Here is a 20,555-nt window from a genome sequence, read left to right as displayed (position 1 = left end):
CTCTACATCGATGTCGTCGCTTCGTCCGTCGGCGCTTCCTCGGGCGTGGGGCGCTCCGGTGTCCGGAGGAGCGCCGAGCCGAGGAGCAGCCAGGCGGTGGCGAGCAGCCACCCGCCCAGGACGTCGAGCGGCCAGTGGACGCCGAGGTAGACACGGGTGGCGCCGATGACAGCGGCGAAGGCGATAGCGAGCGCTGCGGCGGCCCGGCGGGCCCCGGGGCGGGTGCGGGCGACGGCGAGGGCGAGCAGCCCGGCGCAGACCGCGGCGGTGAAGGCATGGCCGGAGGGAAAGGCGAACCCGTAGGGCGTGAACGCCCATGCCGAGGCGGGCGGGCGGGGCCGCCCGAAGGCGTGCATCAGGCCTTGACGCAGCAGTTGGCCTGCGACCAGCCACAGCACGGGTGCGAGCAGCAGGGTGGCTGCCGCCCGGCCGGAGCTGTGTGGTCGGTAGGCGCGGGCGAGGACGACGCCGGCGGCGAGGGCGACCAGGTACGGGAAGACGCCGGTGCCGAGGGAGGTGACGGCGTCGGCGGTGGTGACGGCGGCGGACGGCCGGTGGGCGACGGCCCAGTCGACACTCGCCCGCTCGAACCCCAGGGGAGCCCATTCGTTCGAGGCGAGGACCATGGCGATGCTGGCGAACGCCACGACGCAGACCGCGATCCAGGGCGCCGTCCGACGTGTGGTCATGCGGTCAGCCATCGGCGCAGCCTCCCTTCGCGGGCCCGTTCGACCAGGGGTGCGCCGCGGCCGGCGAGCCGGCCGAGGCCGTACCCGGTGGCGGTGCCGACCGCGGCGCCGAGGGCGACGTCGTGCGGGTAGTGGACGCCGACCAGCACGCGGGACGCGCCCATCGCGATCGCGAGGAGCAGGGCGGGCGTGGCGAGGCGGCGGTCGACCTGCCACAGCACGGCCGCGGCGGCGAAGGCGATGACGGTGTGGTTGCTGGGCAGCGACCAGTCGCCGGCGGCGGGGCAGGTTTCGAGGGTGCGTCCGGCGTCCAGCACCTGGCACGGGCGGGGCTCGCGCAGGACGGACTTGAGGAGCGTGTCGGCGGTGAAGGCGGCGACGACGACCAGCGGTGCGGCCACCGCCCGGGCCAGCGTCGCGCCGTCCGCTCGGCGGGCGCGCCACCAGGCGAGGAGCATCAGCACGGCGACCAGGGCCAGGCCGTAGGCGGAGAACGCGGCGACGGCGTGCTGGACGGGGGCGGGCAGGTGCTGGGCCCACTCGTCGATGCGCCGGTACAGGCCGCCGTCGATTCCGCGGCCGTCGAGGGCGAGCTCGCTCGCGGGGCCCCTCACTGGGCCTTGGCCTGACGGCGGGAGCGCAGCACTTCCAGCACCAGCGGCAGCAGCGACACCACGACCACCACGGCGACGATCGGCAGCAGGTAGTGGTCGACGTTGGGGACGGAGGAGCCGAGTGCGTAGCCGGCCATGACGAGACCGACCGTCCACACCAGGCCGCCGACGACCTGCCACAGGGTGAAGGTGCGGGCGTCGACGCCGAGCGCGCCGGCCAGCGGGTTGAGGACGGTGCGCACCACGGGGACGAAGCGGGCGAGGACGACGGCCTTGCCGTGGCCGTACCGGGTGAGGATCTCCTCGGCCCGCACCGCGCCGTCGTGCAGGTGCTTGCTGCGGGAGCGGGCGAGCAGGGCGCGGCCGCCGCGGCGGCCGATCAGGAAGCCCACCTGGGCGCCGGCGAGGGCGCCGACCGCGGCGGCGGCGAGGACCTGGCCGAGGTTCAGGTGGGGGCCGCTGTGTGCGCTGGTGGTGCAGAGCAGGCCCGCGGTGAACAGCAGCGAGTCGCCGGGGAGGAAGAAGCCGACCAGCAGGCCGGTCTCCGCGAACATGATCACGGCGATGCCCAGTGCGCCGAACGCGGCCAGCAGTGAGCCCGCGTCCAGCGGGTTGACGGCCAGCAGGGCCGAGGAGGTGAGCATCGTGGCGCCTTTCCGAGTGGGGCTACCCGCCGACGGCGCCCGGCCCGGTCGCGGGAGGTCCTCCCCGCGGTGGCCGGCGTCGTGTCCGGACAGTCGTGTCCAGCATGGCCGAGCGGCGCTGAAGGGTTCCTGAAGACCTGAAGGTGTCTTCAGGAACCGCTCGCGCGAGCCCCCGCCCGGAGGGGTCTCTCAGTGGACCGTGCCGGCGTTCGGAGCGGGGACACCTGCGGTGACCAGGCTGATGATCAGGGTGCGGTGGATACGGGGTGCGCCGGGGTGGACCCACCCGGTGCGCAGGCCGCGGCACCGGCTGAGCTCCTCCGGCCGAAGGCCGAGCCTGCGGCGCTTCCCGCCGGTCAGCCTGCGGGAAGCGACACCACGAATCTCGCGCCCTCCGACGAGGGCGCGAGGACGATGTCGCCACCGGCGGAGCGGGCGAGGCGGCGGGCCAGCGGGAGGCCCAGACCGGCGCCGTCGTGGCCGTCGCTGGGGTGGGCGCGGCGGCCCGCCTCGAACACGGCCGCGCCTGCGCTCTCGGGGACGCCGCAGCCGTCGTCGGCCACCGTCACCAGGACCCGGCCCGGTTCCCGCTCGCACTCCACGGTGATCCGGCCCGCCGCGTAGCGGCGGGCGTTGTCGAGCAGCGGCACCAGGATGCGCTCCATGAGCGCGGCGGAGACGCCGGCGGTTGCGCCGTCGCCGACCACGGTGACGGGCGGGGCCTCGGGGTGTTCCCGGGAGCTGCGCTCGGACAGTGCGCGGGCCACGTCGGCCACGGTGCTCCGGCCGGGTATCCGGTGATCGCGGGTGCGGGCTTCGGAGAGCAGCGTCTCGCAGATCTGCTGCATCCGGGCCGCGGCGGCGGCGATGGCCTCGTGGGAGGTGCGCTGGTCGTAGGGGCTGCGTGGGCGGGCTGTGAGCCAGTCGGCCTCGGCTGTGATCCGGGCCAGGGGGGTGCGCAGTTCGTGGGAGAGTTCGGCGGTGAACCGTTGTTCGTGGCGAAGTACGGCGGCCTGCCGGTCGAGGAGCTGGTTGAGGTTGCCGGCGAGGCCCGCGAGTTCGGCGAGGTGGCTGTCGGTGCCGAACCGCTGGGCGGTGCCGTGCTCGCTCCACCGGGCGGCGCGGTCGCTCATCTCGTCCACCGGTCGAAGTGCCCGGCCGACGACGGTACGGGTGACGAGGTAGACACCGGTGAGCAGCAGGACGCCGAGGCCGATGGAGCCGGCCAGGACCGAGCGGGCGGTGGAGCGGTAGGCGTCCAGACCGGCCGAGGCCACGACCGTGCCCGCCTGCCGGTCACCCGCCATGATCGGCAGGGCGTACAGGCGGAAGGCGTGGGGCTCGGAGGTGTCGGTGGAGGACTCTCCGGTGCCGGCGAGCCGGTCCGCGCGGTCCTGGAGCGCGTCCGGGGCGTTGGGGCGTTGGACGGCCGTGGTGCCGTGGTAGATCCATATTCCGACGTCGAGGGCCGTGTCGTCGGCGGGCTCGTGCTCGACGATCCGCCCGTCGGGCTGGGCCTCCATGGTCGCGGCCACCGCCGTCGCGCGGGTGCGCACCAGCTCGTCGGCCTGGTGGCGCAGGCGCGCCCCGAGCTCGATGTTGAAGGCGGCGGTGAGCACGGCGACCCAGACGGCGGTGGCGGCCACCGCGAGGAGGGCGAGGCGGCCGCGCAGCGTGGCGGGGGATCGACCGGTTCTCATGCGAGGCGGTATCCGACGCCGCGCACGGTCAGGATGCTCCGTTCGCTGCCCGCCTCGCGCAGCTTGCGGCGCAGCCGCAGCAGGTACTGGTCGAGGGTGTTGTCGCTGACCCGGGCGCCCTCGGGCCATCCGGCGCGCACCAGGGCCAGTCGGCGGACGGCTGCGCCGGGGGTGGACATCAGGGAGGCCAGCAGCCGGAACTCGGTCGGGGTGAGGGCCACCGGGTCGGCGGCCGGGGACCGCAGCACGTGAGCGACGGGGTCCAGGCTCAGGCCGTCGACCTCCACGCCGGGTTCGCGCCCGTTGCGGCGGATCGCCGCGCGCACCCGGGCAGCGAGCTCGGCCAGGTGGACGGGCTTGGCGAGGTAGTCGTCGCCGCCGGCGGAGAACCCGGACAGCCGGTCGGGCAGCGCGTCGTGCGCGGTGAGGAAGAGCACCGGCGCGTCGAAGCCCGCCGCCCGCATGGCATGGCAGACGTCACGCCCGTCGGAGTCGGGCAGGCCGACATCCAGGACGACGGCGTCCACCCGGTCGTCGAGCGCGCGCAGCGCGCCCGCCCCGTCGGCGGCGGTGAGCACCTCGAAGTGCTCCTCGCGCAGGCCTCGGGCGAGCACGTCGCGAAGTCCGTGGTCGTCCTCGACGACCAGCACCCGGTGGGCAGTCATGCGGGCCAGTATCGCCCAGCCGGCGCACCACCCAGGACCGGTGCTCAGGTAGCGTTCAGGTTCGCCGTGCGAGCCTCGCACGCATGGCTACCAATACGGAGCGACGCTCGGCCACTCCCGACGTCCAAGGGCTGCTGAACAAGGTTCCCGAGGTCACGGTCTGGTTCTGGGTCATCAAGATCCTGTGCACCACGGTCGGAGAGAGCTTCGCCGACTGGATCAACATGACCCTCGGCGTCGGACTGATCAACACCTCACTGATCTTCACCGCCGTACTGGCCGCCGCCCTGGCCTGGCAGCTACGCACCCCTCGCTACGTTCCGTTCGTCTACTGGCTCACCGTCGTGGTGCTGAGCGTGACCGGCACCCTCTACACCGACATCCTCACCGACAGCCAGGATGTTCCCCTCGCGGTGAGCAGCAGCGTGTTCGCCGTCGTTCTTGCCGCCGTGTTCGGGATCTGGTTCGCCCGTGAGCGGACCCTGTCGATTCACAGCATCGTCACGCGTCCCCGTGAGTTGTTCTACTGGCTCGCGATCCTGGTCACCTTCGCGCTCGGCACCGCGACCGGCGACTGGACCCTGGAGCTCACGGGCTGGGCCCCCGGCATCGCGGTACTCCTGCCGCTCGGCCTGATCGCCTCGATCGTGCTCGGGCGGAGCCTGGGCGCCGGCACGGTGCTCTCGTTCTGGCTGGCCTACATCCTCACCCGCCCGCTGGGCGCGAACCTCGGTGACTGGTTCGCTTCGCCCGGCGGCGACGGCGGCCTGGGCCTGGGGACCGCGGTGACCAGCGTGGTCTTCCTGGCCGCGATCCTCGCGACGGTCGTCCACCTCACCCGCAGCCGCAGTGATGTGATCGAGGCCGACGGCCGGACCCACACCGTAGGTGCGGGGAACCCGACGCGTGAGCGGGTCATGCTCGGCTACTACGCCGTCGTGGCGATCGCCACCGCGGCGCTCCTCATCCGGGCGCACCAGCTGCCGCACGCCGCCATGGCCGGTGAGGAAGGCGACACCGCGGGCGCGGCGTCCGCCCCGCTCACCCCCGAGCAGGCGACCACCTTGTTCCCCGCCGCCGAGGTGGCGAAGTTCCGAACCGTCACGACCGAAACCCTGGCCAAGCTGAACGCCGGTGACCAGGCCGGCGCGACCACCCGGATCGGCGACCTGGAGAAGGCCTGGGACGACGACCAGCCGACCTTGCAGCCGAAGAACGGGCAGGCCTGGACCGTCCTCGACGGGCAGATCGACCAGGTCCTCGGAGCCCTTCGCACCTCGAAGCCGGACAAGACCACCGAGGTCAAGGCGCTCACCACCCTCCTCACCTCCCTCGGCTGACCGGCCACAGGAGTGCGTCGACGCCCCGCCCGAGCACGGCGGAGGACGGCACCGGATGATCGGGTACCGCCCTCCGCTCGGGCGCTGCTGTCATGGTGAACAGGGCGGTTCCGGCCAGAATCCGGTGGGTGATCACCGTGGCCGGCCGGGCCGGAGGTCCGTCTGCTGGGTGCAGAGCCAGCCGTTGACTCGGTTGCCGGCTGGCTGCCGTGGGTACTGTAGGTCGCCGAGACCCTGCCGGGGAGTCGCAGGCCGCCGGGGATCCTGCTCCAGCGGGACCACTGGTCGGCGTTCCGGTCCCGAAGGAAGCTGTAGTGGGTGGCGCCGCCGTCGTCGCCGACGCGGTATATCACCAGGGGCCCGCGTCGCGGCTATCCCGCAGCGGCCAGACGGGTGCCGAAGAAGTCGGCCAGTTTCGCGACAGTGGGGGTGACGTACTGCTCCTTGTCGTAGAGGTCGACATGGGCGGCGCCGTCGATCCAGTGCAGTTCCTTGGGTCCGGTCGAGCGCTGGAACGCCCGTACGCTCATCCAGGCGGTCACCGCCTCGCGTCCGGCGACCATGAGCAGCGGGCGCGGGGCGAGCAGGGGGAGGGCGGCGAAGGCGTCGAAGGCGGCGATGCGGTCGACACTGGACCAGGTCAACTCCTTCGCTGCGCGGGGGTGTTCGGCACGGGGTGTGCAGTAGTACTCCCAGCCGTCATGGACATGCGGGCCTCCGCGGCGCGCCTCCGCCTCGGTCGCCGGGAAGATCGGGAAGGTCCGGACGCCCCCGTCCCGGGCCTCGGCGGAACGGGCCGTGGCGGCGGCTTCGAGCATGGCCCGGAAGACGGCCGGGTCCTGGGCGCCGTCGGCGCCGTCGCGGAACTGACGGGCCATGTCGGTGGCGCTGACGGTGGCGACGGCCCGGACCCGGTGGTCGGTCGAGGCGCCGGCCAGGGCGTAGCCGCCGGAGGCGCAGATGCCCAGCACCCCGATCCGGTCGGGGTCGGGCTCGGCGCGGGTGGTGAGGAAGGAGACGGCGGCCTTGAGGTCCTCGACCCGCTGCGCCGGGTCCTCCAGGCCGCGCGGCTCGCCCTCGCTCGCGCCCTGGAACGCGGCGTCGAAGGCGAGGGTGACGAAGCCGCGCTCGGCCAGGAGCCGGGCGTACAGTCCGGCGGCCTGCTCCTTCACCCCGCCGCCGGGGTGGCCGACGACGATCGCCGGACGGGGGCCGCCCGTGCCGCCGTCGTCAGGGGTGTACAGGTGGCCGGCGAGGTTCAGGCCGGCGCTGGGGAAGGTCACATCGGTGATCACGGTCTGCTCCGGTGGTGCGACGGGCGGGTCCGGCCGAGGGGGCCGGCTGCGGGGCCTTCTTCGGTGGCCGCTCCTCCACCGTGGCGCGGGGGTGTGCGGGGTGCCAGGGAGGACGCTGCCTATGCACGCCGGTACCAGGCACGGGACCGCGGCGGTGGCGACACTGGAACCATGACCGCCCGCGACCGGACCTCCCCCGACCGGACCTTCCACGGCCGGACCTCCCACGACAGCGCGCTGGGCGACTACCTGCGCGCCCGCCGTGCCGCCCTCGACCCCCGTGGCGCCGGCTTCCCCGACGACGGGCGGCCGCGCCGGGTGCCGGGCCTGCGCCGAGAGGAGCTGGCACAGCTCGCCCATGTGAGCGTCGACTACGTCGTCCGCCTGGAACAGGGACGCACCCGGCGCGTCTCCCGGTCGGTCCTCGACGCGCTCGCCGACGCGCTCCGCCTGGCACCGGACGAACGCGCCTACCTGTTCGCCCTGGCCGACGCGGTCCCGGCCGACCGCGCCCCGACCCCCGCCGTCGCCCCGCCGTCCGGGCGCCACGCCGTGGACCCGCAGCTGCGGCAGCTCCTGGCGACCATGCACGACGTCCCCGCCATGGTCCTCAACCGTCGGCTGGACGTCCTGGCCTGGAACCACGCGGCCACCGTCCTGCTCACCGACTTCGGCGCCCTCGCCCACGGGGAGCGCAACCTGATCCGCCTCACCTTCCTCGACGACGCCTACCGTGCGCTGTACGCGGACTGGCCCCGTGCGGCGCGCGACTGCGTCGCCACGCTGCGCATGGAGGCCGGGCGCCACCCCGAAGACCCTGATCTCGCCGCTCTGATCAGTGAGTTGATGACGCATGACGCGGACTTCCGGGCGTGGTGGACCGGCCACCGGGTCCGCGGCCCCCGGCCGCTCACCAAGACCTACGTCCACCCGCTGGCCGGTCCGCTGACCCTCGACGTCCAGCAGTTCACCGTCGACACCCGGCCCGACCAGCAACTGATCGCCTACACCGCACCTCCCGGCTCGCCGGCCCACGAGAGGCTGAGGTTCCTCCTCCAGTGGGTGCCCTCTCCACGCGGATGACGTTCACGCACGGAGCCTGTGCGGAACCGCGGGGGCCCGGTCAGGGCCGGACTCGAGCCGGGTGGCCGGTACCGATGGCAGTTCAACGCGCCGAACGGGCTGGTGGCGGTGTCGACCGCCGTGTTCGGGACTCCGGAACTGGCGGAGCAGAGCTTCGAGGACCCGCGGGCGGCCGCGCCGGCACCGACGGCCGGGACCACCCACATCGGTGACGGCGTCAGCTGGGAATCCGCGTCGCGACCCGGGGTGATCGGCACCGTGTTCCCGGCAGCCGGGACGCGCGGGCGCAGGACTCTCCGGAATCCCGGCAATGAGGCGCTTGCCGGTACACGGCGAGGAGCCGACATGTCTGGACTGTTCGAGACGAGTGTCGAGGTGGACCGCCCTGCGGGGGAGGTCCTCGGCTGTCTCGCCGACGGTCGCCACGACCCTGAGTTCAGTCCCCGGGGCCTGGAGATCGCGAAGACTCCGGACGGCCCGACCGCGGTCGCGCGAGGACATCGCCGTGCCGGGCGGTGTCGTTCGTGGCAGGTCGGATGCGGAACTGCTTCTCTTTCATGATCATCAGGCGCAGAATGGTCTGCATGACGATGACACGGGTGATCACACAGCAGGCCATCGGGGGTTCCGACGTGCTGGAACTCGCCGAGATACCCCTTCCCTCGCCGGGTCCCGGCGAGGTCCTTGTGCGTGTACGGGCCACCGGTATGAACCCTGCGGACTGGAAGGTCCGGATCGGCAAGGTGGACTTCTTCGGGCCGCCGCCGTTCGTGCTGGGCCACGAGTTCAGCGGGACGGTTGAGGGTATCGGCGAGGGCGCGACCCGCTTCGCGGTGGGCGAGGAGGTTTACGGCTGGACCGTCCCGCCGCGGGGCAGCCACGCCGATCACGTGGTGGTGACCGAGGACCGGATCGCGCCCAGGCCGCGCACCCTCGACCACGTCGGTTCCGCGGCGCTGCCGATCTCCGGCTTCACCGCCTACCAGGCCCTGATCACTCTCTCCGATGTCCAGCCCGGCCAGCGGGTGCTGATCCACGGCGCGGCCGGCGGCGTCGGCCACCTCGCCGTGCAGATCGCCAAGGCCCGCGGTGCGTACGTCATCGGCACGGCCAGCGCCGCCAAGCACGACTATCTGCGCGGACTCGGCGCCGACGAGCTGATCGACTACAGGGTGGAGGACTTCTCGGCGCTGCGCGACATCGACGCGGTGCTGGACACGATCAGCAACGACTACGGCCCGCGTTCCCTGCTCACCCTCAGGCCGGGCGGCATCCTGGTCGACGTCGTCGGTGTCGGCGTGGACCGCACCGAGGTGACGGCCCGCGCCGCGGAACTCGGCATCCGTTTCGTGGAGTTCTTCCTGGAACCCACCCCCGCGGTGCTCACCGCTTTCGCCGAACTCGTCGACACCCACGGCGTGCGTCCCACGATCGCGGCGACTCTCCCGCTCACCGAGGCCGCGAAGGCCCACGAGCTCAGTGAGACCGGCCGGGTGCAAGGCAAGATCGTCCTCGTACCGTAGCCCCGACGTCCTGGATCCTCCAGGTCGGGAAGGTGGCCGCCCCGGCGCCGGTAGCGGGGCGGCCGGTCCCTGCTCCAGGGGGTGATGGTGATCGGGTGACATCGGCTACCGCCCGCAGGCGGGTAGGCCGCAACACTTGGTGCGGGCCGAGTCGGCAGGATGCGCGTCGCGCACGGCCGCCAGCCAGTCCCACCGGGGGGCAACCGGGCAGGCCGGACCGTCCACGGTCCGGCCTGCCCGGCGACGGTCCGACGGCGCAGTACAGGCGGCGGCGAAGAACGGTCCAGCGCATCCGGGCGCTGGCCAGGGTGCGGTGGCGGAGCGCCGCGCTCGGCCACCCGGTCCGCCGTCGACCACAACGCCGTTGTGGTCGACGGCGGACCGGCCCGGCGGCAGGGCAGAACGGGGTCACTGCCAGGCCAGGGAGATCGAGGGGTTCCAGCGCCGTACCGGACAGGAGCCGGCCGGTCAGGGCTCGATGCGCACCGTGACGTAGAGGCCGTCGGGCTCACCGCCGTTGTAGCCACAGCCGCCCGGGCCGCGAGGTCGACGATCTGGTCGACGGGCGACTCCGGACGGGGCACCAGGTCATTGTCACGGCTACCGCGCGATGTCGAGTGCTTCGTCCCAGACGTCGCCTCCGTCCGCCCAGGTCCACAGCCAATGACGCAGCGACGGTGCCGTGTAGCGCAGGCCGTCGTGGGGGTCCTCGCCCCAGTCGGGCTCCCAGCCGTCACCGTCCTGGCCAAGCTCTCCACCACCCGCGCTGACCTCACCCGCCCGCCCACCTGAACCCGGCCCTGTTCGCGAGCCTAGTTGCCGGGGGGTTGTGGCGAAGGCGTCGGAGATGCCGGGGGCGTCGCCGGATACGTTCACGTGATCCTGCGCTGAGCACGGCCGGACCGGGGGCACCGTCCCACGCCCCTGTGGGGGTTCCGACGGCGGTCTTGGGCCCTCCCCGAAAGGGGTGCTGCCCGCTCCCGCACCCACAAAGGACGGCCCGGCCCGGGCGCAGGGTCGGGACGTCCCGAGTCGGCCGGCCTCTACGCCCCCGACCAGCCCATGGCCCCGGAGGGTACCGCCGACGGCATTACACGACACGACTATCCTCACGCGTGGGCGGCGTCGGCGGCCGACTCCCCGGGGCCGGCGGCACGACCGTCCGGGCGGTCGGCACGGTCGGCAGGGTCGGCAGGGTCAAGCGACGGAGGCCCGAAAGGCGCCCCCTTCCCCGGAGCGGAGTGCGTGACGGCCCGTCAGAACCGACCGGAATGCAGCGAAGGCCGACGCTGTCGGCGGAGATCCGGTTTCACCGGGAAATGAAATGGCAACACCCCTGGCGCTCATTTCGTATATCGCATATGTTGCGTCCACGGTTCCGGCAGTTGCACCGACGTTTCAACACCGCACCGCTTCGGAGCTGGATCGCAACCGGCCCCTCCCCGCCCCGCACGTACCGGGACGGCCGTCGGCCGCAGTCCGTCGCACAAGGAGACCCACGCCGTGGCACCACCGCTCCCAGACTCACCGCCATCTCCCTGACAGCCGCTTCCACACTCGCCGCCCAGGCCTGACCGTTCCAGCGGCAGGCTCCGGAACCCGCCGGCCCGGCCACCGTCGAGCCCCGAATCCCCGCGGTACGGACCCCGATCCGCCCCCCACGGTCCGACATCGCGAAGCACCGAGCGGGACGGCATCCACCCGCCGGGCAACCCCACGCTGCCGCCACCGGGCACCGCACCGGCCAACCGGTCGCCTGCCCGGAGCGCCAGAACACCTCCCGAAACCGGCCGCACCCCCTCAGCCGGCACCGACCACCTTCACCCCCGCCCACACACCCGTCCCCCACGGAGGAAGAACATGTCCAGACCCGAGCCGCAAGGCATCAGCCGCCGCTCCATCCTGCGCGGCGCGGCCGTCGCCGGCGCCGCAGCGGCCGTCTCCCCGCTGCTCAACCTCTCCAGCGCCGCGGCCGCCACGGCCGGCAACTACACCATTCGCTTCGACCTCGACTCGGCGAAGAAGCAGACCATCCTCGGCCTCGGCTTCGAGATCCAGTCCGACTCCATCAACTCCGGCAACGCCGGCACCAGCAACCTGGTCAGCGCCGTGCCCTACGACCTCACCCCGAGCGAGCGAGCCCGCTTCTACAGCCAGATGCTCAAGGGAGGCCGCTCCGACCGCGGCTTCCGCTACTGCCGCCTCGCACTCGGCCTCTACCACCGCGGCCTCACCCCCGACCGCAAGCGCTTCATCGACCGCTACCCGGGCCAGACCGACCTGCTCGCCGAGATGGTCCGCGAAGCAGGCATCGAAGGCCTCGGTGTCGAGTACTGGTCCCCGGCACCCGGCTGGAAGTCCAACAACCTGCTCGGGAATCCCAACTACGGGAACCCAACGCTTGCAAGCAGGCTCGCGTCCTTCGAACCCGCCTTCCTCAGCCAGCTGGGCGACGCCATGGTCGCCGACCTCAACTACCTGACCGGCCCCCCGGAGAACCCGCGGCTGAGAATCTCCTGGTGGGGACTGCAGAACGAGCCCTACCTGGACGCCTCGTACGGCGGCTGCGTGTACTCCGGCAACGAATACCTGCAGGCCTTCAACGCCATCGCCCCCAAGATCAAGGCCGCGTACCCCGATGTGAAGATCCACGCCACGAGCCACGAGGGCTGGGAACAACAGTGGGGTCAAGCCCTCAGGGGCTCCACCGACGCCCTGAACCACATCGACGCCTGGACCTACCACCGCATCGGGCACGACAGCAACGACCAGATCACCACCAACTACATCCCCGACCCCGCCGTCGTCGGCACCGCCGCCGTCAAGCCCGTCTTCAACAACGAGTTCGAGTACCAGTCGAGCCAAGTCACGGCGAACGCCGGTGAGAACACCCTCAACACCGCCCAGTCGATCATGAACTGGATGACCTTCCAGAACTCCCCCACCTGGTGGTGGCTGCACGCCCTCAAACCCACCACCAACGCCGAATCCAAGGGCTACTCCCTCGGGTTCTGGCGCCCCCCGCACGACACCGACTTCGGTCCCAACCACTTCCCCGACCTCCCGGTCGGCCACTGGACGTGGAACCCCCGCAACTGGAACGCCGTCGCCGGCTTCGTCAAGTTCATGCCCTGGGACTCCGTGCGCTACCACGTCGACGAACCCCACCCGAGCGACGGCGTCCTCAACCCGCTGCAGAATGCCAGGTTCAACCCCAACCAGCGCATCATGGCCTGGAAGACCCCCGGCGGCAAACCCGTCATCGCCATCACCAACCGCTCCGCCACGCCCTACACCTACACCATCGACACCGGAACCTCCGCCACCTTCCGCGGCTACCGCTACGGACCCACCACCAACCAGCAAGGCATCACCAACACGAACGGCACCTACGGCAAGAGCGGCCCGACCCTGGAGCTCACCGTCCCTCCCATGTCCATCGAGTTCTGGGTCCGCGACTGACACCAACCCGTCGGGGGCGGCACCACCACCCGACACCCCGCCCCCAACACCCCGACACCCCGCCCCCGAAAACCCCCAAGCAGACCACCACCGCGCCCCCGCGACCCACCCGCACGAACCCAGCACCCACTCCGGAAGCAACACGACGCCGTCGGCACCCCCGCCCGAACACCACGACCGCCGACCGGAACACGCCCCTTCCGATCCTCAGCTTCGTCCTCCCCCGCGGACCCACCTCTGCGGGCCCGACCCGTGGGGGGTCGAGGAAGGGACGAAACCGATGGGTGTGGGCGGAGCGTCTGTAGGGGCAGGGGTAGGGGCGCGGTAGCTTGTGGTCGCGGGCCCGGGTTGCCTCCCTGACAAGTCGCAGCCAGGGCCCGACCTTTAGACGTGGCGAAGGGCTGGACCGGACCGCGGCAGGGCAAGGATGTGCCCGCTGGTTCCGGGACGGGTGCCTCAGGGGTCGGATCCACGGCGAGATAGCATCAGGGCGCCGACTGACGGCTGCTCAGGTTCATCGGCCCTGTCGCGCGACTCGCGCGAGGCCGCCTTTCACCCCTGGAGGTCATGTGTCGACCATCAATGTGCTGGCGCCCGAATTCCCCGAGTCTCAAGGGGACGCCACCCTCTTGAAGTGGATCTACAAGGTCGGTGAGGGAGTCAAGCACGACGACATCATTGTCCAGATCGAGACCACCGATATTGTCTTTGACGTGCCTGCGGGTAAGGACGGCACTCTGCAAACGGTCCTGGTGAACGATGGCTCACTTGTCACCTCGCAGCAGGTCATCGCGACCATCGAGCTCTGACCGCCCCGCAGCAAGGCGGACCGAATCGCCCGTCGGCTCGACCCCGAACCGGGTGCCGTGCGATCTCTGATGTCGCTGCTGCTCCAGCACGACCTGCGAGGGTGCCGCATCCTGGTCCGGCAGAAGTCGGTGCCCGATGATTCCTGTCGACTCTGCAACAAGGGCGGCGGCACACTGCTCGGTGCCGAGCAGCCCGGACCCTGGGCTGCTCGGCACCTTCGCGGGTGCGGGAGCGGGATGAAGGGGCCCGAAGCCAGGCTCTGGTGGTTGGCGGCACTGGTCCGCGGCCTGCTTGGTCGCTGACAGTCCAGCCTTTCCGTGCTGTCGGGGGTGTGTCAGTTCGGGGTGGGGAAGAGGGATTTCTGGGTGGCCCGGTAGCGGTAGGACTCGGTGCCGGTCTGGATCAGGGTGCAGCGGAAGGTGATCCGGTCGGCGATGGCCGCGCTGAGGCGGGCGTCGCCGAAGGTCTTGTCCCATTCGGTGAAGGGAGAGTTCGACGACCGCGGTGGCCTTGCGCTCCTCGCGCTCGGTGAAGATCTGGAACAGCAGCTTGGCGCCCTTGCGGTCCAGATTGAGGTAGCCGAACTCGTCCAGGCACAAAAGATCGATCTTGCTGTAGCGGGCGATCACGGAAGACAGCCGGCGGCTCGCGTCGGCCTCAGCTTCTTCGCCTCCGTCGACGAGAAGCTGCACCGGATGGCGGCCGCCGCCCCCGGGGTCAAGCCGGGAGGCCAGGAAGTGATCAACCTGCTCGCCCGGCGGGCCGGTTCCCTGCACCTCGGGACGGCGAACTATTGCTGCTTCACCGACCCGTCCAAGGCCCTGTGCCTCGCCCTGGCCGGCACCCCTGCCGCGACGAAGCCGGCGGGGATGTGCGACTCTACGCGCTGCCCGCAGGCCACCCACCACCCCTGCCACCGGCCCGTCTGCGCCTCCAATGCCGAGAACAAGAAGGCCTTCTTCACCCGCGCCGTCGTGCCCCGCTTGGGCACAGGCAGGGTGAGCCCGCGCAGACCATGGGACCCAGATGCTGCAATCCCTCGAAGGTGGCCGCCTCGAATTGGGCGTCGCGGGTGGAGGTGGTTTTGGTGAGGTCGGCTTGGCCGAAGCGGGGCTTTGCGGCCAACTGAGGGAGTTCGCCGGTCTGGAGCTTTCCGTGGTTTGTGGGCCGGTTGTTTCCCGCATCGTTGGAGATCATTTCCCGGGGGAGCTTCGTTCACTCGACCCCGAGGGCATCCGGCCTCACGGTTCGGGGCGGGCGCCTGATCGGTGGGTCGGCGTCGGTCGGCGGCCTGTTCGTCTGTCGTTCGTCTGGCGTGGTTCCGCCTTGCGGACCCGTGTCTCGCTCTCCTTGACCGACCGGGCCCGGGTCGCGATGGTGCGGGGAGGCAGGGGGTGCGGGGTGGGGGTCAGTGGTGCAGGGTGAGGGGCAGTGCTTCCAAGCCGCGCAGCATCATCGTGTTGCGCCAGCGTAGGTCGTGTTCCTGGCAGGCCAGGGTCGTTCCGGGGTAGCGGGCGAGGAGCGCGGTGAGTGCGATCTCGGTCTCCAGTTTGCCGAGGAGGGCTCCGAGGCAGCGGTGGATGCCACCGCCGAAGGCGAGATGGCCGGTGTCCCGGCGGTCGAGGATGAGGCGGTCGGGGTCCTGGAAGCGTGTCGGGTCGCGGTTGGCCGCGCCGAGGGACAGCAGTACGAACTCGTCCTTCGGGATCTCCACTCCGCCGACGTCCACCGGTTCGGTGGTGAAGCGGGTGGTGGCCATACAGATGGGGGAGTCGTAGCGCAGAAACTCCTCGACGGCGCTGGGCATCCGGGTGAGGTCGGCGCGCAGCCAGGCGGCCTGGCCGGGGTCGCGCAGCAGTGCGAGGCAGGAGGTGCTCAGCAGGTTCACGGTGGTCTCGTGTCCGCCGATCAGCAGCAGGGCGACCATGCCCACGATCTCGTCGTCCGTCAGCTCTCCGCGCTCGCGGGCCTCCAGGAGCTCGGTGAGCAGGTCGGCGGGGCGGTCGTTGCGGCGGATACGCCGGTCGGCGATGGCCAGGGCGTAGGAGCCCATTTCCTGGACGGCTCGCCGGAACGCCGTGTGGTCGCCCTGCTGGGTGACGATGGCGGTCGACCATGTCCGGTAGAGGTCGCGGTCCTCGGGCGGGAAGCCGAGCAGTTCGCAGACGACGAGGATCGGCAGGGGGAAGGCGAAGTCACGTACCAGGTCCACCGTGGCGGTGGTGGTGCTGGTCGTGTGGCGGGCGGCTGCCGCGTCCAGCCCGTCGAGGAGTTCGAGGGTGATGCGTTCGACCATCGGCCGCATCGCCTCGACCCGCTTGCGGCTGAACGCCGCCTGGACCACGTGGCGCAGGCGGGTGTGGTCGGGCGGATCGCTGCTGAGCATGTGGGTGATCTCGCTGCCCAGGGTGGCGCCCTCGACCCGGCTGTCGGCCAGGGCCTGGGCGCGCCGCGCATCCTGGGCGAAGCGGCGGTCGGACAGCGCGGCCCGGACGTCGACGTAGCGCGGGATGATCCACAGCCGCGGGCCGCCGTCGATGTGCAGCACGGAGACCGGGGCGGATTGCCGCATCCTGGCCAGGGTCGGGTACGGGTCGCTGAGGAACGTCGGCGGGTTCCGGTGCGGTTCCGTCGTCTCGGGCTTGTCCGGCCGGTGCGTCTCCGGCCGGGGACCGTTCGTCCGGTGCGTCTCCGGCCGGGGACCGTTCGGCCGGGGACCGTTCGTGCGGGGTGCTGCCGTCGCTGCGGTAGCTGTGGTCATGGTGTTCTCCTGTCCTCACCGGCACGGCCGGCGCCGCGGCGGGGTGCCGGGCGTGGCACCCCGCTACGGCGCCGCTGGGGCTCACTGCAGAGGCGACTTCTCCTCCGTGTCCGTCTTCGTGCGGGTGGCGCAGGTCCGCGCCGGGCCGTTCGGCCGGACCGGGACCGCCTTGTCCAGGGCGGCCTGGGTGTGCGGCGGAATGATGATCCCGCGCTCGCGCTCGGTGGCGCTGATGGGGTCGACGCGCAGTCCGTGACGCTTCATGGGGTTGACCTTTCTTCGGTGTGGTGGACGGGGTGGTGCGAGCCGGTCCGCCCGTTGGTGCGGCGGTCGGCGGTTCTGGGGGAGGCGCGCAGCGTGTCGTCGGCGTAGCGCACCATGGCGGCCCAGGCGGCGGCGTGTCCGGCCGGGTCACGGCCCACGTCGTGTCCGCCGCCGAGCCACCGGACGCGATGCGGGACGTCGCGGCGCCGCAGCGCGGCGAGGTAGCGCTCGATCTGTTCCGGAGGGCACTTCTCGTCGTCCGCCGAGGCGGCGAGGAAGAGCGGGCCGCGTACGCGGTCCACGTAGGTCATCGGGCAGGCCGCGTGATAGCGGTGTGGCACCTGCTCGGGGGTGCCGCCGAAGAGGCGGTCGTCGACCTCCCGCAGTGCCGGGGTCGTCGCCCGGTACGCCGCCGTGTAGTCGGCCACCGGGGCGACGGCCAGCCCCACGTCCCACAGCCGGGGCTGGACGCCCATCGCCAGCAGCGTCAGATAGCCGCCCCAGGAGTAGCCGCACATGCCAGTACGGCCCGGCTCCGCGACTCCCGCGTCGATGAGGTGGCCGCGCACCGCGGCGAGGTCTTCGAGCTGGGCGAGGCCGACCCGGTGGCCGAAGTCGTCCCGCCAGCGGGGGCCGTAGCCCGTCGAGCCGCGGTAGTTGGTGCGCACCACGGCGAATCCGGCCCGGACCAGGGCCTCGGTCCGGGCGTCATAGGCGTCCCGGTCGTGGGTGTGGGGCCCGCCGTGGACGAGGAAGACCGTCGGCCAGGGGCGGTGGCCCGCCCCGCGTCCGGGCGGGGTGGCCACAAAGCTGTGGATCCGCCCGTACGGCCGCCGTGTCCACAGCTCGCGGCGCCCGGATCCGGTCGTTCCGCCGGGCGCCGTGCCGCGTGACGCCGTCGTGGAGGGGTCGGAGGGGTCGGAGGGGTCGGGGCGGTCGGAGCGGTCGGGACGTTCCGGGGGTTCCGGGTGCTCCGCACGTTCCGGGTTTTCCGGGTGGTGGATCAGTGGCCGGGGCGGTTCGCCGTCGCGGCTCCACAGGCAGTGGACCGTGCGGTCGGGTGCGCAGGAGAAGTCGATGATCGTGCCCTCGGGCGTGGGAAGCACCGTCGTCGTACCGCGGTCGAGGTCGGCGCGGAGCAGGCGGCTGCGTCCCGCCCGGTCCTGTTGGACCAGCGCCGTGCGGCCGGGCCCGTACCAGCAGGCGGTGATCTCCGTGTCGAAGTCGAGGGCGGAGCCGGGACCGTGCGTACGGATCCCCTCGCCCTGCCGCCAGAAGGCCAGGGTGTAGCGGCCCGCGCGTTCGAGGATCAGCAGCAGTTCCGGCCGTGCGGTGGTGAGGTCCGGGCGGAAGCCCAGCGCCCACACCGCGCCGCCGGCGCCGTCCCCCGCTGCGCTGTCCCCCGCTGCGCCGGGGACGGCGTCCACGAGGACGCCGGAGGCCGGTGACCACAGCCGGACCGCGGCCGGTCCGGCCGGGCCCCCCGCGGTGGCCAGCAGTCGGCCGCCGGGGGCCAGGCCCGCCACGGCCGCGTAGCCGGGCTCCTCGGCCACCAGGCGGGCGCGCTCGCCCGGCCGGCCGAGGTAGTACCGCGAGCGGTCCGCGACCCCGACGCCGACGGCGGCGAGGCCGCTGCGAGGGTCGAAGGCCAGGCCGTGCATCCGCCCGGCGGGTACGCCGTCGAGCGCCGGGCGCGGGTGGCCGCCCTCGAACGGCGCGCGCAGCCAGCGGCCTTGACCGCCGGGAGCGGCGTCGAACCACCACAGGCCGTGGCCGTCCGGCTCGATGGCGGCGGTCTCCACACCCAGCGGTGCGGTGGTCACCTGGCGGCGCTGACCCGTCGTCAGGTCCCAGGCCACGATCTGCGGGAGACCGTCCACATACCGGGTCTCGACCGCTCGCCCTCCGTCGCGGGCGGCGAAGGACGGGACGTGCACCGCCGTTCCGATGTCGCCGCTCATCGCCGTCCCTCCCTTCGTCGGTATCCGCTCCCGCCGCCGGTGGCCTTGGCTGTGGTGGGCTCCGACGGCCATCACGCTGCCGGACGGGCGGGCTGCGTGGCAGGGAAGAAAGCGCAGCGGCACCGACAGTGGGCTCCTGCCGGGCCTTCCCTGGCACCGGACGGTGGGCGGGCGACAGGGTACGGGGGCGACCACACGACCCGGACCCACCGAGGAGAAAGGGGCGACCCGATGACGATCGCGGCGACCCGGCCCGGCGCAGCCCCCGTCCCACCCGGCGCAGCGCCCGTGCCAGCCGGCGCAGCGCCGAACGGCACAGCGGGTGGCAGGCCGAGCCGTGCGCTGACGGCGGTCTATGTCGCGGGCGCGGTGACGGCGTTGGGCACCCAGATGACCATGCTCGCGCTGCCCTGGCTGGTGCTGGAGACCAGCGGCTCGGCCACCCGGGCGGGTCTGGTCTTCGCGGCCCAGGTGCTGCCCATGGCGCTGCTCGGCTTCGCGGGCGGGGAAGTCATCCAGCGCCTGGGCGCCCGCCGGACCATGGTCGTCTCCGATCTCGCCCGCGCCCCGGTCGTGGCGCTGATCCCGCTGCTGCATGCCCTGGGCGCGCTCGATCTGGCCGTCCTCGTGGCGATCGTCGTGGCGCTCGGGGCGCTGGCCGTTCCGTACCACGCGGCACAGCGGGTGCTGGCGATGGAACTGCTGAGCCCGCACGCCCGCTCTCTGGCCCGGGCCAACAGCGCGCTGGCAGGTGTGCAGAACGGCTCGGCGTTCGCCGGACCGGCGCTCGCGGGGGCGCTGATCCCGCTGGTGGGGACCACATCGGTGGTGTGGCTGGACGTGGCCACGTTCGCCTTCTCCGGGTTGCTGCTGCTGCGCCGCGTCCCGGCGGGCGGTGGCGGGGCCGCAGGGTCCGCGGCCGGGCCCCGCGGCCTGTGGGCGGGGGTGCGGCATCTGTGCGGTGACTGGTTCCTGAGCCGGGCGATGCTGTCCACCGTGGTGTTCGGGCTGATGCTGCGAACCCTGATGATCACCCTGCCGGTGCTGGCGTTCGCCCGGTTCGAGGGGGACGCCAGGGTCGGCGGCCTGCTGATCGCCGCCGATGGTGCCGGTGGCCTGGTGGGCGCGGTGGCCGCCTATGTGCTGGCGGCACGGATCGCCCCCGTACGACTCGCCCGTACGGCCCTGGTCTGTGTCGCTCTGCCCCTGTGGACGCTCCTGGTGCCCGTGCCGGCCGGCGTGCTCGCCGTCGCCGTCGGCCTGTCATCGGCCGCCGCGCCCCTGGCGAACGCGCCGCTGATGGGCCTGCTCTCCGCCCGGCTGCCGGACGGCTTCGGGCCCAAGGTGTTGCAGGCCGTGGTCACGATCAGCGCCCTGGCCGGGCCGCTGGGCTTCCTGGCCGCGGGCGCCGTGCTGGACCGGGCCGGTGTCGCGGCGACCCTGTGGGGCGTCGCCGCGCTCGCGACGTTCGGCAGCGGCAATCTGATCCTGGCCCTGCGCCGCCTCCAGGCCACCGGGGCCCCGGACTGACCCGGTCCTGCGGGAGGACCCCGGTGGACGAGGGTCACGCGGCGGCGGAGTTCACCGGAAGTCCTCCTCGCGGTCCTCCGCGTCCGAACCCGCCGCGGTGGCCTCGCGCAGCTCGATGCGGCGGATCGGGATGTGGTTTGTCCGGACGGTGAGCCGGGCGTGGTTGCGGGTTGCGGGTTGCGGGTTGCGGGTTGCGGGTTCCGGCGTTGGTGGC

Annotated in this window: 16 protein-coding genes and 2 pseudogenes; 7 read left to right on the top strand and 11 right to left on the bottom strand. The window is 72.4% G+C overall.

From position 1 onward, the window contains the following. Nucleotides 1-2 precede the first annotated feature (2 nt). From ACWDRR_RS33820 to ACWDRR_RS33800, 5 genes are all read right to left on the bottom strand, one after another. A complete protein-coding gene (locus ACWDRR_RS33820; RefSeq protein ID WP_449776083.1) occupies nucleotides 3-689 on the bottom strand; it encodes a phosphatase PAP2 family protein in 687 nt (228 codons plus the stop codon). Next, nucleotides 686-1,303, bottom strand: coding sequence for a phosphatase PAP2 family protein (locus tag ACWDRR_RS33815; protein WP_449776082.1), 618 nt, complete (start codon nucleotides 1,301-1,303; stop codon nucleotides 686-688). Before ACWDRR_RS33815 ends, ACWDRR_RS33820 begins: the two co-directional genes overlap by 4 nt. Beyond that, nucleotides 1,300-1,947, bottom strand: a complete 648-nt coding sequence (locus ACWDRR_RS33810) for a DedA family protein (protein WP_449776081.1) — start codon at nucleotides 1,945-1,947, stop codon at nucleotides 1,300-1,302. Before ACWDRR_RS33810 ends, ACWDRR_RS33815 begins: the two co-directional genes overlap by 4 nt. A gap of 356 nt (nucleotides 1,948-2,303) precedes the next feature. Beyond that, nucleotides 2,304-3,647 carry a sensor histidine kinase gene (locus ACWDRR_RS33805; protein ID WP_449776080.1) on the bottom strand — a complete coding sequence of 448 codons (1,344 nt, stop codon included), beginning with the start codon at nucleotides 3,645-3,647 and terminating at the stop codon, nucleotides 2,304-2,306. After that, nucleotides 3,644-4,312, bottom strand: a complete 669-nt coding sequence (locus ACWDRR_RS33800; protein WP_449776079.1) for a response regulator transcription factor — start codon at nucleotides 4,310-4,312, stop codon at nucleotides 3,644-3,646. Before ACWDRR_RS33800 ends, ACWDRR_RS33805 begins: the two co-directional genes overlap by 4 nt. 83 nt (nucleotides 4,313-4,395) lie before the next feature. Here ACWDRR_RS33800 and ACWDRR_RS33795 point away from each other — a divergent pair, with 83 nt between their 5' ends. Further along, the gene (locus ACWDRR_RS33795; RefSeq protein ID WP_449776078.1) at nucleotides 4,396-5,652 is read left to right on the top strand and encodes a COG4705 family protein; all 1,257 of its coding nucleotides are present in this window, start codon (nucleotides 4,396-4,398) and stop codon (nucleotides 5,650-5,652) included. 371 nt (nucleotides 5,653-6,023) lie between these two features. On the opposite strand, the gene ACWDRR_RS33790 is transcribed toward ACWDRR_RS33795, so the two are convergent. Continuing rightward, nucleotides 6,024-6,947, bottom strand: coding sequence for an alpha/beta hydrolase (locus ACWDRR_RS33790; protein WP_449776077.1), 924 nt, complete (start codon nucleotides 6,945-6,947; stop codon nucleotides 6,024-6,026). 171 nt (nucleotides 6,948-7,118) lie between these two features. Here ACWDRR_RS33790 and ACWDRR_RS33785 point away from each other — a divergent pair, with 171 nt between their 5' ends. The 5 genes and pseudogenes from ACWDRR_RS33785 to ACWDRR_RS33765 all read left to right on the top strand — a co-directional run bounded on the left by ACWDRR_RS33785 (nucleotide 7,119) and on the right by ACWDRR_RS33765 (nucleotide 13,824). Further along, a complete protein-coding gene (locus tag ACWDRR_RS33785; RefSeq protein WP_449776076.1) occupies nucleotides 7,119-8,030 on the top strand; it encodes a helix-turn-helix transcriptional regulator in 912 nt (303 codons plus the stop codon). A gap of 345 nt (nucleotides 8,031-8,375) precedes the next feature. Continuing rightward, nucleotides 8,376-8,519, top strand: a pseudogene (locus tag ACWDRR_RS33780) (SRPBCC family protein); the annotation flags it as partial. Nucleotides 8,520-8,614: 95 nt separating this feature from the next. Continuing rightward, nucleotides 8,615-9,553 carry an NADP-dependent oxidoreductase gene (locus ACWDRR_RS33775; RefSeq protein ID WP_449776075.1) on the top strand — a complete coding sequence of 313 codons (939 nt, stop codon included), beginning with the start codon at nucleotides 8,615-8,617 and terminating at the stop codon, nucleotides 9,551-9,553. A 1,860-nt stretch (nucleotides 9,554-11,413) separates the two neighbouring features. Further along, complete coding sequence (locus ACWDRR_RS33770; RefSeq protein WP_449776074.1) at nucleotides 11,414-13,015, top strand: hypothetical protein; 1,602 nt, start codon at nucleotides 11,414-11,416, stop codon at nucleotides 13,013-13,015. Nucleotides 13,016-13,584: 569 nt separating this feature from the next. Then, nucleotides 13,585-13,824 carry a biotin/lipoyl-containing protein gene (locus ACWDRR_RS33765; protein ID WP_449776073.1) on the top strand — a complete coding sequence of 80 codons (240 nt, stop codon included), beginning with the start codon at nucleotides 13,585-13,587 and terminating at the stop codon, nucleotides 13,822-13,824. A 335-nt stretch (nucleotides 13,825-14,159) separates the two neighbouring features. On the opposite strand, the gene ACWDRR_RS33760 is transcribed toward ACWDRR_RS33765, so the two are convergent. The 5 genes and pseudogenes from ACWDRR_RS33760 to ACWDRR_RS33740 form a co-directional block, all read right to left on the bottom strand. Further along, complete coding sequence (locus ACWDRR_RS33760; RefSeq protein ID WP_449776105.1) at nucleotides 14,160-14,261, bottom strand: hypothetical protein; 102 nt, start codon at nucleotides 14,259-14,261, stop codon at nucleotides 14,160-14,162. A 121-nt stretch (nucleotides 14,262-14,382) separates the two neighbouring features. Further along, nucleotides 14,383-15,009: pseudogene (locus tag ACWDRR_RS33755) on the bottom strand (hypothetical protein); the annotation flags it as partial. A 224-nt stretch (nucleotides 15,010-15,233) separates the two neighbouring features. Further along, on the bottom strand, nucleotides 15,234-16,397 hold the full coding sequence (locus tag ACWDRR_RS33750) for a cytochrome P450 family protein (RefSeq protein WP_449776072.1): 1,164 nt from the start codon (nucleotides 16,395-16,397) through the stop codon (nucleotides 15,234-15,236). A 270-nt stretch (nucleotides 16,398-16,667) separates the two neighbouring features. Continuing rightward, on the bottom strand, nucleotides 16,668-16,850 hold the full coding sequence (locus ACWDRR_RS33745; protein ID WP_449776071.1) for a hypothetical protein: 183 nt from the start codon (nucleotides 16,848-16,850) through the stop codon (nucleotides 16,668-16,670). Then, nucleotides 16,847-18,811 carry a prolyl oligopeptidase family serine peptidase gene (locus tag ACWDRR_RS33740; RefSeq protein WP_449776070.1) on the bottom strand — a complete coding sequence of 655 codons (1,965 nt, stop codon included), beginning with the start codon at nucleotides 18,809-18,811 and terminating at the stop codon, nucleotides 16,847-16,849. Before ACWDRR_RS33740 ends, ACWDRR_RS33745 begins: the two co-directional genes overlap by 4 nt. Before the next feature lie 231 nt (nucleotides 18,812-19,042). On the opposite strand from ACWDRR_RS33740, the gene ACWDRR_RS33735 reads away from it, so the two are divergent. Next, on the top strand, nucleotides 19,043-20,341 hold the full coding sequence (locus ACWDRR_RS33735) for an MFS transporter (protein WP_449776069.1): 1,299 nt from the start codon (nucleotides 19,043-19,045) through the stop codon (nucleotides 20,339-20,341). Nucleotides 20,342-20,555: the final 214 nt, after the last annotated feature.

The sequence above is a fragment of the Kitasatospora sp. NPDC003701 genome (assembly GCF_053587085.1).
Note: the sequence above shows the minus strand (reverse complement) of the source record. Positions and strands in the feature narration are given on the sequence as shown.